We start from the raw sequence: 14257 nt of genomic DNA on the forward strand, positions 1-14257 counted from the left end.
GTATGGTGCACCTAAAATACATCAAGAACTAATAAAAGTAGGAGAATTTCATAGTTTAAAGCATATTCAAAATTTAATGCGGGAAAAAGATATAAGATCTATTACAGTAAAAAAATTCAAACCGCAGGGCGGGAATGAATATATTGAAGAAAATAAGGTTCCAAATATTCTAGAGCAAGATTTTAATTCAGAGAAAGCGCATGAAAAGATAGTAGGCGATATAACGTATATTTACACTAAACGAGATGGGTGGTGTTACTTAAGCTCGTATATGGATCTATACAACAACGAAATATTAGGTTGGAGCTTTTCAAAAGAGATGACAACAAAGATAGTAATTGAAAGTTTAGAAATGGCATGTTTAAAGATAAAGAATACAAATAAAGTCATCGTTCATACAGATAGAGGTAGTCAATATACATCTAACATTTATAGAGAATTAATTGAAAAAAAAGAACTGAAGGGCTCGTATTCTAGAAAAGGTAATCCATATGATTATGCTTGTATTGAATCATTTCATTCAGTGTTGAAAAAAGAGCTAATACATCAGCGAGAATATACAAATTATGAAGACGCAAATAAAGAAATTATAGAATATATTGAAGGTTGGTATAACAAGAGGAGAATCCAGAAAAAATTAAACTGGAAGTCTCCTCTTGACTACAAAAAATGTTCTTAACAGGCGAAAAAAATATTGTCCAAGAACTTGACGTAATACCAAGGCCTACATATATAATTTTTTGCATAACATCTAAATTCTATAAAAAGAAGTTTGAAAATTTCTTTTTTAAAAGTAATTTTAATTTTTCATCACTAAGACCTCTTATCTCTTCAATTAATAGATCTGCTTTTATTCGACTTTTACTTTCTGAAAAACCATTACCTAAAAGCATTTTTATATCATCTTTTGATAAGTGGAAATTGATTTTAAATGAATCTATCCCATGTTCACTTAAGATAAATTTAACACGACTTGAGAAGACAAAAATAGAATCATAGTTTAAGTAAATTAAGGATTCTAATTCATCTGTACTTATTATAGCTATTATATCAATATCTATATATCTTTTACTTTGCTCAATAAAGTAATTAACTACTTCACTAGCATAAGTTGTAACTAGGATAATTTTTTTTTGATTTCTTTCAACAATATTGTTTCTCATTATATATTTTTTTAGAATAAGTGTTAAAGTTATTTTTTGATTCTTTGTAAACTTTATATTATAGAAGTTTTCTATCGAGGTGATTTTTGAATTTAAAAGAGAAAATAAAGGAGAGTCTTTTTCTGACAATCCACTTATTTTATGATCAAAAAAATCCAAACCATAATGCCTTCTAAGAATACATTTATAAATATAGTTGTATACCTCTTTAAAAAAATCTTCTTCTTCAAATTTTGAGATAGTTATCTCTTCATCAATTAAAGTTATTAAATTTTCAATTTGATTCTTTAATTTTTTATCACAATTATTTATATAAAACAGTGGATAGTCTAAAGATTCCATAATTATATTTAAAATTAGATTTTCTTTTTCCTTTGAAACTAGAGCGGATTTAGGAATAAAAAGTGGAGGATTAAAATTTGTTTTTATAAACTTTTTTTCCTTAATCCTTTTTTTAGCAATAGAAAAATATATACAAATATATTTCCTTGAACGATTAGTTATTTTTAAATTATTTTTTTTAAAAAAATAATTTAATTCTTTTATACTTTCGTTTACCTCATTTTTAAAGTTATTAATAAATTCATTAGCTATATAGTTATCTAGAGGAGTAATGGCATTTCTAACTTTTAAAAACCTATTAGAATCAATATCTATAATATTAAATAAAATAGATGTTACTAATATTCTATATTGTTCTTCTTTACCAGAGATAAAAACTCCTTTTTTAGGAGAGATTTCTAATTTTAAATCAAATAGTAAAAGAGTTTTTTTTAACTGTTTTGTATCATTTTTTAGTGTACTTAGACTTATTCCTAGTTCGTTATACAACTTAGTTTTGTTAAGAGGATTCTTTATTAGACAAAAGACCATTAATAAATTTATCCTTTCGCTACTATTAGAACTATAATTATTAATATTAATTTCTTTTATGAAATTTAAAAGATTTATATATGATAGTTTACTAACAATTTTTCCTTTTTTTATTTGTACCTTTCCATCTTCAGGAAGAAACTGATTGATATTTTGTATATTCCTTTTTAAAGCGATTGGTGATTTTAAAAATTTTTTTTCTGCATCATTTAAATTTAAACTTCTATTTTCAACAATCATTTTAATCAAACTTATTTCTACTTTATTTATACTCATATTATCTATCCCCTCCTATTCTATTATACTACTAAATGTTTAATTTTAAAAATTTCAAGGACAATTTATGAAATTTTTCTTGTGAAGAAATACCCTTGAAATGTCGTTTAAAATTCCATATAATTAAAAATATATATTTTGAAGGAGGGGATTTATGAAACAAAAATTAAAAAATGACATTCAAATGCTTGGAAGATCTTTACTTTTACCAATCGCTATAATGGCTCCAATAGGAATGATTCTTGGAGTATCAGGTGCATTTGCACAAGGTTATATGATTGAAAAATTACCAATTCTTGGAAATTCTAGTTTCCAATTAGCTCTTAAAAGTTTAAAAACTATTAGTGGAGTAATTTTTTCAAATTTGCCATTATTATTTTGTATGGCCGTTGCTTATGGTATGTCCAAAAAAGAAAAAGGTATTTCAGTTTATACTTCAGTTATCTCTTATTTAACCCTAACAGTTACTATGAAAGTGTGGTTAATATATACTGGTGGACTTGTAGATACTCACTTAGAACAAGCTGGACAAACTATGGTTTTAGGGATACAAACCTTAAGAACTGAAGCTATGGGGGGAATTATTTGTGGGGTTTTGGCAGCTAAGATGACTGATAGATATTCTAGGATAGAGTTACCTGTAGTATTTGCATTTTTTAGTGGTAAACGTTTTGTTCCAATTATTACTTTTTTAGCAACAGTTGTCGTAGGATCTATTCTACCATTTACTTGGACTATTTTTACAAAGGGAATGATTAGTCTATCAGGATTTTTTATGTATGATACATTTGGATCTGGGTTATATATTATGATGAATAGAGCTTTAATTCCATTTGGTTTACACCATATACTATCTTCATTAATTAGGTATACAGAAGCTGGTGGTGTCTATATGATTCACGGAGTTCAATATGTTGGAGTTCTTCCAGCTATGCAAAAATTGTTATTTGATTTAGGACCTAATGATCCTGCTTGGATAGAATATATGCCTAAGCTGTCTTCATATTTAGCAGGAAGCCAAATGTTAACAACATTGTTCAGGATTCCAGCAATAGGACTTGCGATGTACCATACTGCAAAATCTGAAAATAAAAAGATTGCCAAAGGAATAATCTTAGCTTGTGTCCTTACTCCATTTCTTGGGAATGTTACTGAACCTATGGAATTTTCATTTTTATTTATATCACCACCACTATATATTTGTTATGTTATTCTTTCTGGGCTTATGGTATTACCAATGCAGTTTTTACAAATTTCAATAGGATATATTAGAGGTACAATTTTTGATTTTACAATTTTTGGACTAATGTATGAAAATACAAATTGGATTAATTTAGTATTTTTAGGATTATTTAACTCCATAGTATTTTATTCATTTTTTAGATGGTTTATATTAAAATATAATTTAAAAACTCCCGGTAGAGAGGAGAACCTTAAAGATAATAATTTATTAAAAACTAAAAACTATCATGAAATTGCGAGATTGGTAATAGAAGGATTAGGTGGAAAAAATAATGTTAAAAATGTTGATAACTGTGTAACTAGATTAAGAATTGATCTTGTTGATACCAAAATTATGGTTAATGAAATAATTGAAAAATCAGGTTCTAGAGGGGTATTTATACCTCAAAAAAATCATGTACATATAGTTTTTGGACCGCATGTAGAATTTGTTAAAAATGGTATAGATGATATTATCAATCAATAATTCAGGAGGTATATTAAAATGAGAGCATTATATGATTCTAAAAGTTATACCATCGATGATAAGGGTATAAAAAAACAACTCTCTAAAACTGCAAAATATCAAGCTTGGCTAGATGTTGAAATTGCTCTTGCTAAGGCTCAAGGAGAGTTTGGTGTAATCCCAAATTCTGCTGCAAAAAATATTGGTAAAGTAAAGTTAGAAGATATAGATTTTGAAGAGATGGATAGGATCTATAAAAAAATAGGTCATGGTTTTGTACCATTTTTAAAAGTTTTAACAAAAGCTTGTGATGAAGAGAGTGGTAAATATGTGCATTATGGTGTAACAACTCAAAATATACAACAAACTTCCCAACTTTTCATAATAAAAGAAATAAATAAAAGTATATATCTTTTATTAGGGGACACGTTAAAAAGCTTGAGTAAATTGGCCCTTGAACATAAAGAAACTGTTATAGCGGGAAGAACCCATGGACAACACGCACTACCGATAACTTATGGGTATAAAGCATCTGTATGGATTAGTGAATTACTCACTTCTATAGAGAGGATGAAAGAAGCAGAAAAAAGAATTTTCACTGTCATGATGGGAGGAGCTATAGGAGCTTTTAATTCATCTGGTGAAGTTGGAAGACTTGTACAAGACAGAGTAGCAGAAATATTAGATATGGAGTCTATGGATATTCCATCTAGGAATATGAGCTTACATAAAATTGAATATATAATGAACCTTTCTTTAATAGCTAGTACTGCACATAAAGTAGCAGAAGAAATTTATTATACATCTGGTTCTGAGTATTCAGAAGTTTCAGAAGCTTTTCAAAAAGGGACTATTGGAAGTAGCACCATGCCACAAAAAATTAATCCTAAACTTTCTAAAGGGATAATTGCAAATTCACAGAAACTATATTCCTTAATTGCTACAGGTTTATATAGTTGTCCTAGGTTATTTGAGGGAGATAGCTCCTCTTATATGTTACTAGATGGTCTTTTGGAAGAAGCAATAGAATTGATTAGAGAAATTTTACCTAGATTTGAGGAACTAGTTAGAACCCTAACTATTAAACCTAAGAATATGGCTAAAAATATCAAATTAACTAATGGACTTATTAATAGTGAACACATAATGATGAAAATGGCATCTCGTTTAGGAAAAGATAAAGCTCATAAATTGATCTATGAATTGTCTATAAAAAGTACTAATGAAAACATAGAATATTCTAAGTTACTTATGGAAAATGAAGTAATCTCTTTAGCATTTACTCAAAAAGAAATATTAGAAATACTTGACCCTAAAAACTATATTGGTTTATGTAGTAAAATGGCAGAAGAATTTTCAGAAAAAGCTATTAATCACTTAAAGTAAAATTTATAGAGATCAAAATGAAGGGGGATGAAGCTATGATTATAAAATCAAAACATATATACACAGAAAATGGGGTTATAGAGGGATTTTTAGAGGTTGAACAGGGGAAAATAAAAGCTATTTTTACTAGTCAACCAAAAGAAGAATATATTGATTATACTAATAACTATGTTATACCTGGTTTCATTGATATCCATACACACGGATGGGGTAGAGGAGCTTTTGGCCATATGGGAGACGTTAAATCAATACAGTTAATGGCTGAAGATCTGGTTAAAGTCGGAGTAACCTCATTTTTACCAACTACATTAGTTATGCCTCAAGAATTTTTGGAAGATGCTGCAAAAGCAATCAAAATAGGGATAGAAACACAAATTCAAGGAGCAGGCTCTGAAATATTAGGGGTTCATTTTGAAGGTCCTTTTCTTAATAAAAAATATCTTGGTATGCAAAAACTTGAAGGTATAAAATTACCTTCGGTTAGTTTAATCGATCATTACAATAAACTTTCTGGTAATAATTTAAAATTAATGACTTTAGCTCCTGAATTAGAAGGTAGTATAGAAGTTATCAAGCATTTGAAAAAACTTGGAATAACTTCTTCTGCTGGACACACTTCAGCAACATTTGACGAGATAAAAAAAGCTAAAGAAGCTGGACTTAATCATTTTACACATACATATAGTGCTATGAGAGGATTGCACCATAGAGAGTTAGGAGTAGTCGGTGCTGCAATGTATTTTCAAGATATGTATGCCGAAGTAGGAAAACAAACAGGCATTACAATAAAGCCAGAAGCATTTGATATTTTATATAGGTTGAAAACAGATGATAAGATGATAATGGTAACAGATTGTATAGGTTTTGGTGGACTTCCTGAAGGATATGAGTTTTACCATTATTTAAGAAAAGCTAAATTTCAAACAAAAAACAAAGAATTAATAGTAACTCATGACAGTGGTAAAATAGATAAAATGGATAAAACTCACTATATCCAAGTAAAGGATTTAGAAATGAGTTTTATAAAATCAGTAAGAGCCATTGTTTCTAGGTTAGATAAGGGACTACAATCAATTTCAAAGATTGCATCTGAAAATCCCGCTAAACTCATAGGAGTTTTTGATAAAAAAGGTAGTATAAAAATAGGCAAGGATGCAGATTTTTTAATATTAGATAATGAGTTAAATCTATTATCAACATATTGTTATGGGAATGAAATAATTCTTCAAGAAAAGGTCTAATAATTTCCTATCAAATTAAACTTATAACAGATCAGTGGAAAATCATTAAAGCTTCTACGCTTATTAATCATGAAGTTTGCATTGGAAAAGAAATAGATATGAAATCAGCTGATTTACTTATTGATAATTATTCAGCTTTTGTAGAAGAAAAAAGAATAGAACAAGAGAAGCTGAAAAAAAATTAAACAATTTAAAGGTGATTTCTATATTCTACAGGAGTCATCTTTTTTAAATCACATTGGTATTTGTGGTTGTTATTATATTCGTAGAAAAAGAACACTTAAAAATTACTAGAAGTAATCAAACTAAATATAATATCCCTTATATTCCATTTTAAATAACCATTTTTACTGGTATTACTGAGCTTAAAAAGAGTACCCCATTAAAAATCCATCGCGGACAGTCTAAAACCCAATAAAAAGAAAACTTCCGCAGACAAATTTTTATATAATACCAAATAAATGTACATAAAATTATTTGTTGATTTGTTTGCGATAATCCTTTAATTTTGTCCGCAATTTTAAATCTTTTTAACTATCTGGTAATTCTGAAAAATTAATAGTTTTCTAACTTATTTTATTAAAAATATAAAAAACTTGAAAATATGTCGTATATAACATATAATTATATAGAGGTGAATCATGTATAATATTGAATTTTATGAAACGTTAGATGGAAAGCTTCCAGTTATGGAATTTTTAGAAGATCTTCCTAATAAATTAAATGCTAAAGTAGTTAGAGATATAGAATTACTAGAGGAATATGGGAATCAATTAAGAGAGCCTCATTCAAAACATATAAAAAATGGAATATTTGAATTAAGAACAAAGCAAGCTAGTGATATTAGTAGAGTTTTTTATTTCTTTTTTGTAGATAAAAAAATAATTTTAACCAACGGATTTATAAAAAAGACACAGAAAACACCAACAAAAGAAATAAATAAAGCTATTAAATATAAAGAAGATTATGAAGGGAGGAATTGATTATGAAATTTTCAGAATATAAAAAATTAAAAATGGAAGATAAAGACTTTAAAGAAGAGTATGAAAAATTAGGTCCAGAATATGAAATCATCTCTGCCTTAATAAAAGCAAGAAAAGAACAAAAAATTTCTCAGGTAGAATTAGCTAAGAGAGCTCAAACAGATCAATCTCATATTAGTAGATTAGAGAGAGGGAGTTATAATCCTAGTTTAAATTTTTTAAAAAAAATTGCTGATGGTTTAAATATGGATATCCATATTTCTTTTGAACCAAAAAAAATATAATATTAGTGCAATAGATAGCCCTTAGATTCAAGTAGAAAGATTATAAATTTAGACGAAAGTCCAAAATAAGCAATTGGAACATTCATATTAAATATCCGAAGAAGGGCAAGTAGATAAACTAAATCTATTTGTCTTTTTTTAATTGTGCCACTATGATTTTCAAGAATATAATCAATATCATGTTAAAGGTTTACATGATTAAAATCTGAAAGCGCTTAGAAACGAAATTAGAGATTATTAAAACCTAACAAAGATCAATGGTAAACCATAAAGGTTTCTGCCCTTATAAAACTAAAAAAGATACAATTTATAGTAATATAATCCATAGAGATTATATTGAACTAGCAGAATTTCCATTAATTATAAGAACTATTAATAAACATAAAATATATTAATAAAACAATAAACACGGCAAATAAAAGATCTCAAAAAATCTAATTATATTTTTAAAATAAATATGGTGGGAAGTTTTTTTATTACACTAGTAATTATATATCATATATGATAGTATATATAAAATCTATATATTTAGATGAAGTTTTATAGGTAGTTTGAAGTTGATAAATCTAATTTACTGTCATTATTTACATTTTTAAAATGAGATACAAGGAGGATTTAATTTGTATAAAATCAAAGAAATAGAAGCAGTACATGATAAAGAAATTTGTGAAATAATTAAAGAAGTTGGAGCTCAATATGGAGCGGTAGGAGAAGGCTTTGGACCTTCTGATTTAGAAGTATTGAATATGAGTCAACATTACAAGAAAGAAGAAGGTAGTATTTATTTAATTGCTATTATTAATAATAAGGTAGTTGGAGGAGCTGGGATTTCAAGTTTTAATGATAAGAAAAAAATCTGTGAGCTGAGAAAACTATTTTTACTTCCTGAATCTCAAAAAATGGGGATAGGTAAAGATTTACTCCAAAGATGTTTAGCTTTTGCTAAAAAAGAAGGCTATAAAGAATGTTATTTAGACACTTTATCAAGTATGGGTTCTGCAATAAAATTATATGAAAAAAATGGGTTTAAACATTTGTCAGAACCATTAGGAGATGCAATACATGATGGCTGTGATGTGTGGATGTTAAAAGAATTATAGTTATAGATTGGAGAATATAAAAATTAATTAAAATTTTTATTTCTAAAAGTACTTAAATAAGAAATTGAAACATTTATATTGATATTCTAAAAAGGGCAACTTAGATAAATTAAATCTATTTGTCCTTTTTTAGTTGTATAACTATTATTTTAATATTTTTTGTCATACACAGATTTCTTCAAATAGTTTCTAAAGACCCCCTTACTTTCTAAAATGCAACTACTTTATTTAAGAAATTTATTATGTTAATGTTATATCATAGAAAGATAAAAAGGAGATAAATTATGAAAAGGGAACTTTATAAATATTTAAAGCTTGTTATAGGATGTATTATAGGTAGTTTCGGTATGGTAGTAATAATGAAATCAAATATAGGATCTTCTCCCTGGCTAGTTTTTCAACAAGGGTTAGGAAAAGAATTAGGAATGAGTATAGGAAAAGTAATGATGTTAGTTAACGTCATTTTACTTTTTGTGGGTTGGCGACTTGGAGAACTTTTTGGAAGCGGGACTATTTTAAATTCTATTGTTTGGAGCTATATTATGGATTTAGTTATTGAAACTAATATAGTTCCTGAGGGAACAAATTTGTTTTCTGGAATAATCATGGTTTTATTAGGGACTGGAATTTTATCCTTAGGAATGTATATATATGTTCATAATGGTCTTGGATGTGGACCAAGAGATGCTTTAATGGTTGGTCTTGTAAAGAAAACTGGGAAATCAGTAAAGATGATTAGAAGTATCATAGAAATAAGTGTATTAATTTTAGGGTATTTTATGGGAGGGATAGTTGGAGTTGGAACTATTATCTATGCTATTATAATTGGATATTTACTTCAATTTATATTTAAATGTTTTAAATTTAATATTAATGAATTAAAGCAAAGAACCATTAAAGAAGAATTTATTTTATTAAAAAATTATATAACAACTTAATTAATGGAGATATTGAATAATGAAAGAAATAATTTCTAGTGAAGCGTATAAACTAATGGCATCACAATATTTTATGATGGCGAATATAATTTAATGTCACTGCCGATATTTTCAAAATAAATGGACATTTATTATTATTAGTAACCTTATGGGAAACAAATTGAGATTTAATAAATTATTGTATCTTTTAAAAGGCATAAGTCCAAAAATTCTCACTGAAAGATTAAGAAATTTAGAAAAAAAAAGATAATTACAAGGAAAATATATCCTGAAATGTCTCCTAAAGTAGAATATAAATCAACACCTAGAGGAGATGATTTATATTCTAGATACTTTAAATCGATGGGGAAAAAAATATTTAGATAAACTATAATGTAATTATTTTGTTAATTAGAAATGATAATGAAAATAGGATTAGGCTAGGATTGAAAAGATATTAATTTCAGATGTTTTTAATTGTTTGGAAAAAAATGAAGAAAACAATATGAAAGTTTCAAAATAACTATTTTGGAACATTCATTATTAAACCCAATAAAACCAACCTTAAAAGGACACTCCTAATTGAGTGTCCTTTTATTTGATACTTTTATTAATTTTGTTTGCGATAATCTCCAAATTCTGTCCGCAATTTCTTTAAAAATCATATTGATATTATATACAATATTGTTTATATATAATAAAATAAATATTTGGAGGTATTATGAAATTAAAAGACCTTTTAGAAGAAGCTACAAAGCAAACTGAAAATTTGAATTCTGGTGAATCATTTATGGTAAAAGAATTATTTAGAGGAATAGAATGGAATAGAATTGATAGAGGTTTAAGGATGAACTTAGGAAGAGCCTTTCTATTTGAAATAGAAAAAGACTTAACCCTTAATATTGAAAAATTAAAGAAAAACTCTGCAAATCAACAAATCTATATAAAAAAATAATTAAGGCAGGTATTATATGATGGATAAAGATATAATGATTTTAAAAAATGAAGATATAAAAAATAAAATATATACTATTCGTGGCTTACAAATTATGCTTGATAGTGATTTAGCAAAGCTTTATCAAGTAGAGACAAGAGTTTTTAATCAAGCAGTCAAAAGAAATATAACTAGATTTCCTGAAAGATTTAGATTTCAATTAACAGAAAATGAATTTGATGAAATTAAAAAATCTTTAAGATCACAAAATGTGATCTTAGAGAATCAAAGAGGAAAACATAGAAAATATATGCCTTATGTTTTTACAGAACAAGGGATTTCAATGCTAAGTGCTGTTTTAAAAAGTGATATAGCGATAGATGTAAGTATAAAAATAATAGATTCTTTTGTAAATATGAGAAAATTTATATCTCAAAATGCTGATATTTTTAAAAGGCTGGATCTAATGGAAAAAAGACAAATTTCATTTGAAATAAAAACAGAGGATAAATTTGATAACATTTTAAATGCTTTGGAAGATAAAACTCTTAAACCAAAACAAGGAATTTTTTTTGAAGGACAGATGTTTGATGCCTATGTTTTTGTGGCTGATTTAATTAAAAGTGCCAATAAATCTATAGTTTTAATAGATAATTATGTAGACGAAACAGTTTTAACACTGTTATCAAAAAGAGACAGTAAATGCAGCGCTACTATTTACACTAAAAAATTAACCAAACAACTAAAATTAGATTTAGAAAAACATAATTCCCAATATCCACCTATAGAAATAAAAGAACTTAAAGAAGCTCATGATAGATTTTTGATCTTAGATGAAAAAAACATTTACCATATAGGCGCTTCATTAAAAGACTTAGGAAAAAAGTGGTTTGCATTTTCAAAATTTGAAACTGGGGCTATAGAAATTCTAGGGAAATTAAATAATTAAATAGGAACTTCCAAGATCTAGACTAAAATCTAGGTCTTTTTTTAACCCTTCCCCACCCATCCTGGATAGATATCAGGCCTCTCCTCCTTTTCAAAGACCTTTTTCTCATTCCAGGCAATTTAATCCAATTAAAAAGCTATTTTAAGATACTTTCTTTATTAAACACATATGATATGTTGATTGAAACTCTGGATATTCAACTATTTCTTCATGGAGTATCTCATATTTTATTCCACTTTCATCTATCACTTTCTTCAGTGTAGAAACTGTTTTTTTACTATTTATTATTAAATTACAGAGAACACCGCCGGACTTTAATTCGTGTAGTAGCCTCTTGACCAGCCCGGATTCTTTCTCAAAATCTTGCTTATAAAAATGAAGCATAGAATCCATAAACACAATATCAATTGATTGGTCTATTTTATAGGAATAGATGTCAGCAACTTCTGTGGTTATATTTAACTGCTCTTTTTTAGCATGAGCTAATAATTGATTAATACCAACTGAAGAAATATCAACACCATGTATTTCAAAGCCCATCTTGGCCAATGAAACAGCATCCCTTCCCTGTCCACACCCTAGATCTAATACTTTTCCCTTGGGTTCATATTTTTTTAAATATTTTATTAATTTAGGATATGCTTCTCCAAAATAATTATTTTCTTTATAATGTTTATCATATATTGGTTTTTTCATCACAGACCTCTCTTATTGTATTGTATTTTCACATAATATTAATTTTGATTTTTTAAAAATATAAGCACTTGCACTTATTTTATACTTCACTTCTTTCCCAAATTGTTGAAGGTATTCTTTGGTTATCTCTATTTTCTTTTTAGGAATAAAATAATTTTCTAGATTTTCATCAGAGATAATCCAACTACTTCCACTTTGATTTGTAACTCCTATAAGTTCATATTCATTGTCAAGATATGCCATGCTGGCATCTCCATGACTGTCATTAACGATAAGGATTCCACCATATTTTAAATAATTTTTACATGATTGAGAAATAAATCCTGCATACTGTGAAATAAGCAGATCATACTGCTGCTCTTTATCCTCAAATTTTGATGTATAGTCTGATGGATAGAATTGTAAAATCATCTTCCCTTTATATTCTTTATGTTTTTCAATATATGAATAAATGCTTTCATCTTTAAAAAACATTTTTGCTTTTTTGTCTGAATCTACATATGTTACCCTGGGTATTAAAAAAGAAGGGGTTATATGAATATAGCTGCCGGGATAAAGTGCACTTTTAATTTTATATTTTTTAACGAGTTTTTCTATAAGGTTTTGACGATCCCAGTTGTTGGATACATAATCTTCATACATTTTAATAGCATTTTTCTTCATTTTATATCACTCCCTTTCAATATGAATCTGTAACTCGAAAATAGTTGTATCTTTATCTAAAAATAGTGATAATTCCAGATGTTCTTTTTCTAATACAATGGTTCCTTTTCTTATGATAGTCTTCTCTTTAAAGACCTTTTCAATTTCAGTTTTAAGTGGTGGGAGCATATCGAATCCGCCATCTCTAAAAGGATAAAAGATGGAAAGGTAGGTTCCGGCAGGGAAGATTATCAAATCCTGAGATTTTTTTGTTAATTCTTTGAAATTATTTGGCAATTCCATACATACTTTAGCATTAATTTTTTTCCCACTGCCCAAAAGATCATAAGGATAGATCATCTGTAGGGTCCGTTCTGAGTAGTTGTTATTTTTTATTAAAGTTTTATAACTGTCAAAGAAAGCTTTAGGAGAATCCATTTCTTCTGTTTCAATAGGATCTAACACATGATAGTGTCGTTCTTTTTTTTCTCGAAAATGATAGGAAAATGTTTTATCTTTTTTTTCTAAAACCTCTATAAGTTGTTCAACATTTCCCTGAATATCTTGAAAATATTGAATTTTTTCTTGGAGTGTCTTATGATTGCTTTTGAGTAATTCGATATAATCATCTTTATTTACAAGCCCATCGTCTAACTGTTTTATCTCCTCCAATGATAGATCTAAATTTCTAAGAAGGAATATTTCCCGAAGTTTTTGCAGATCTTCAAAATCGTAATATCTATAGTTATTATCGCTAACCTCTGGTTTTAAAATTCCCATTTGTTCATAATATCGTAAAGTTTCTTTGGTTGTTTTAAACAATTGGATAACTTCACTCTTAATCAATTTTGTTCGCGTCATTATCTTCTCCTTTTTTTAATCATTTATATTTATGACTATTAAATATAATAAAAGATACTTTTTGATTCTAATTTTTCTATCTGTTTAAGTATATTATAAACTATGGTGTAACAACAGAGTCAACTCTTTTTTCATTTCAGGCAATTTTACCCAATTAAAACCCTGCCTAAAAGTTAAAGGTTCTAAGGACAGTGGTTACACCACTTCTACTCTCATTCCTTACTTTTAGGTGGCTTATTTGGAAATTGTCGTTCACTCCGTTAAA

General features: G+C 27.4%; 15 protein-coding genes and 1 pseudogene. 11 read left to right on the forward strand and 5 right to left on the reverse strand.

Translation table 11 applies throughout. The features are described 5' to 3' along the window. The coding region (locus WBG30_RS09010; RefSeq protein WP_424504321.1) for an IS3 family transposase at nucleotides 1–679 on the forward strand (679 nt) is incomplete at its 5' end. A 79-nt stretch (nucleotides 680–758) separates the two neighbouring features. Here the strand turns inward: WBG30_RS09010 and WBG30_RS09015 are convergent. After that, the gene (locus WBG30_RS09015) at nucleotides 759–2312 is read right to left on the reverse strand and encodes a helix-turn-helix domain-containing protein (protein ID WP_424504322.1); all 1554 of its coding nucleotides are present in this window, start codon (nucleotides 2310–2312) and stop codon (nucleotides 759–761) included. Between the two features lie 154 nt (nucleotides 2313–2466). On the opposite strand from WBG30_RS09015, the gene WBG30_RS09020 reads away from it, so the two are divergent. From WBG30_RS09020 to nagA, 3 genes are read left to right on the forward strand one after another with little or no spacing between them, the layout of a single operon-like run. Beyond that, nucleotides 2467–4020 carry a PTS transporter subunit EIIC gene (locus WBG30_RS09020; protein ID WP_424504323.1) on the forward strand — a complete coding sequence of 518 codons (1554 nt, stop codon included), beginning with the start codon at nucleotides 2467–2469 and terminating at the stop codon, nucleotides 4018–4020. Nucleotides 4021–4038: 18 nt separating this feature from the next. Next, nucleotides 4039–5385: a class-II fumarase/aspartase family protein gene (locus WBG30_RS09025; RefSeq protein WP_424504324.1), complete on the forward strand. Its 1347-nt coding sequence runs from the start codon at nucleotides 4039–4041 to the stop codon at nucleotides 5383–5385. Nucleotides 5386–5420: 35 nt separating this feature from the next. Beyond that, the gene (nagA, locus tag WBG30_RS09030) at nucleotides 5421–6626 is read left to right on the forward strand and encodes an N-acetylglucosamine-6-phosphate deacetylase (protein WP_424504325.1); all 1206 of its coding nucleotides are present in this window, start codon (nucleotides 5421–5423) and stop codon (nucleotides 6624–6626) included. A gap of 190 nt (nucleotides 6627–6816) precedes the next feature. Here nagA and WBG30_RS09035 read toward each other — a convergent pair whose 3' ends face one another. Next, nucleotides 6817–6906, reverse strand: coding sequence for an IS3 family transposase (locus WBG30_RS09035; RefSeq protein WP_424504326.1), 90 nt, complete (start codon nucleotides 6904–6906; stop codon nucleotides 6817–6819). A 361-nt stretch (nucleotides 6907–7267) separates the two neighbouring features. Between WBG30_RS09035 and WBG30_RS09040 the strand changes: the two genes are divergently transcribed. The 7 genes and pseudogenes from WBG30_RS09040 to WBG30_RS09070 all read left to right on the forward strand — a co-directional run bounded on the left by WBG30_RS09040 (nucleotide 7268) and on the right by WBG30_RS09070 (nucleotide 11793). Next, nucleotides 7268–7609 carry a type II toxin-antitoxin system RelE/ParE family toxin gene (locus tag WBG30_RS09040; RefSeq protein ID WP_424504327.1) on the forward strand — a complete coding sequence of 114 codons (342 nt, stop codon included), beginning with the start codon at nucleotides 7268–7270 and terminating at the stop codon, nucleotides 7607–7609. Between the two features lie 2 nt (nucleotides 7610–7611). Then, entirely contained in the window at nucleotides 7612–7893 is a 282-nt protein-coding gene (locus tag WBG30_RS09045) for a helix-turn-helix domain-containing protein (RefSeq protein WP_424504328.1), read from the forward strand. 620 nt (nucleotides 7894–8513) lie between these two features. Next, entirely contained in the window at nucleotides 8514–8993 is a 480-nt protein-coding gene (locus tag WBG30_RS09050; protein WP_424504329.1) for a GNAT family N-acetyltransferase, read from the forward strand. 284 nt (nucleotides 8994–9277) lie between these two features. After that, a complete protein-coding gene (locus WBG30_RS09055) occupies nucleotides 9278–9931 on the forward strand; it encodes a YczE/YyaS/YitT family protein (protein WP_424504330.1) in 654 nt (217 codons plus the stop codon). A gap of 124 nt (nucleotides 9932–10055) precedes the next feature. Beyond that, nucleotides 10056–10297, forward strand: a pseudogene (locus WBG30_RS09060) (winged helix-turn-helix transcriptional regulator); the annotation flags it as partial. Nucleotides 10298–10631: 334 nt separating this feature from the next. Then, nucleotides 10632–10865 carry a single-stranded DNA-binding protein gene (locus WBG30_RS09065; protein WP_424504331.1) on the forward strand — a complete coding sequence of 78 codons (234 nt, stop codon included), beginning with the start codon at nucleotides 10632–10634 and terminating at the stop codon, nucleotides 10863–10865. 16 nt (nucleotides 10866–10881) lie between these two features. Beyond that, entirely contained in the window at nucleotides 10882–11793 is a 912-nt protein-coding gene (locus WBG30_RS09070) for an ORF6N domain-containing protein (RefSeq protein WP_424504332.1), read from the forward strand. A 141-nt stretch (nucleotides 11794–11934) separates the two neighbouring features. Here the strand turns inward: WBG30_RS09070 and WBG30_RS09075 are convergent, their stop codons facing one another. The 3 genes from WBG30_RS09075 to WBG30_RS09085 are packed head-to-tail and all read right to left on the reverse strand — an operon-like array spanning nucleotide 11935 to nucleotide 13992. Further along, nucleotides 11935–12489, reverse strand: a complete 555-nt coding sequence (locus WBG30_RS09075) for a class I SAM-dependent methyltransferase (protein ID WP_424504333.1) — start codon at nucleotides 12487–12489, stop codon at nucleotides 11935–11937. A 12-nt stretch (nucleotides 12490–12501) separates the two neighbouring features. Then, entirely contained in the window at nucleotides 12502–13152 is a 651-nt protein-coding gene (locus WBG30_RS09080; protein WP_424504334.1) for a hypothetical protein, read from the reverse strand. 6 nt (nucleotides 13153–13158) lie between these two features. Next, nucleotides 13159–13992, reverse strand: coding sequence for a MerR family transcriptional regulator (locus tag WBG30_RS09085; protein WP_424504335.1), 834 nt, complete (start codon nucleotides 13990–13992; stop codon nucleotides 13159–13161). Nucleotides 13993–14257 lie beyond the last annotated feature (265 nt).

This window comes from Psychrilyobacter sp., from assembly GCF_049671765.1.
Lineage (GTDB): Bacteria > Fusobacteriota > Fusobacteriia > Fusobacteriales > Fusobacteriaceae > Psychrilyobacter.

What these genes read in the sequence shown, in the direction of transcription:
- WBG30_RS09015 (WP_424504322.1), bottom strand. Translation starts at nt 2,312, where the DNA reads ATGAGTATAAATAAAGTAGAAATAAGTTTGATTAAAATGATTGTTGAA.
- WBG30_RS09020 (WP_424504323.1), top strand. Translation starts at nt 2,467, where the DNA reads ATGAAACAAAAATTAAAAAATGACATTCAAATGCTTGGAAGATCTTTA.
- WBG30_RS09025 (WP_424504324.1), top strand. Translation starts at nt 4,039, where the DNA reads ATGAGAGCATTATATGATTCTAAAAGTTATACCATCGATGATAAGGGT.
- nagA (WP_424504325.1), top strand. Translation starts at nt 5,421, where the DNA reads ATGATTATAAAATCAAAACATATATACACAGAAAATGGGGTTATAGAG.
- WBG30_RS09040 (WP_424504327.1), top strand. Translation starts at nt 7,268, where the DNA reads ATGTATAATATTGAATTTTATGAAACGTTAGATGGAAAGCTTCCAGTT.
- WBG30_RS09045 (WP_424504328.1), top strand. Translation starts at nt 7,612, where the DNA reads ATGAAATTTTCAGAATATAAAAAATTAAAAATGGAAGATAAAGACTTT.
- WBG30_RS09055 (WP_424504330.1), top strand. Translation starts at nt 9,278, where the DNA reads ATGAAAAGGGAACTTTATAAATATTTAAAGCTTGTTATAGGATGTATT.
- WBG30_RS09065 (WP_424504331.1), top strand. Translation starts at nt 10,632, where the DNA reads ATGAAATTAAAAGACCTTTTAGAAGAAGCTACAAAGCAAACTGAAAAT.
- WBG30_RS09070 (WP_424504332.1), top strand. Translation starts at nt 10,882, where the DNA reads ATGATGGATAAAGATATAATGATTTTAAAAAATGAAGATATAAAAAAT.
- WBG30_RS09075 (WP_424504333.1), bottom strand. Translation starts at nt 12,489, where the DNA reads ATGAAAAAACCAATATATGATAAACATTATAAAGAAAATAATTATTTT.
- WBG30_RS09080 (WP_424504334.1), bottom strand. Translation starts at nt 13,152, where the DNA reads ATGAAGAAAAATGCTATTAAAATGTATGAAGATTATGTATCCAACAAC.
- WBG30_RS09085 (WP_424504335.1), bottom strand. Translation starts at nt 13,992, where the DNA reads ATGACGCGAACAAAATTGATTAAGAGTGAAGTTATCCAATTGTTTAAA.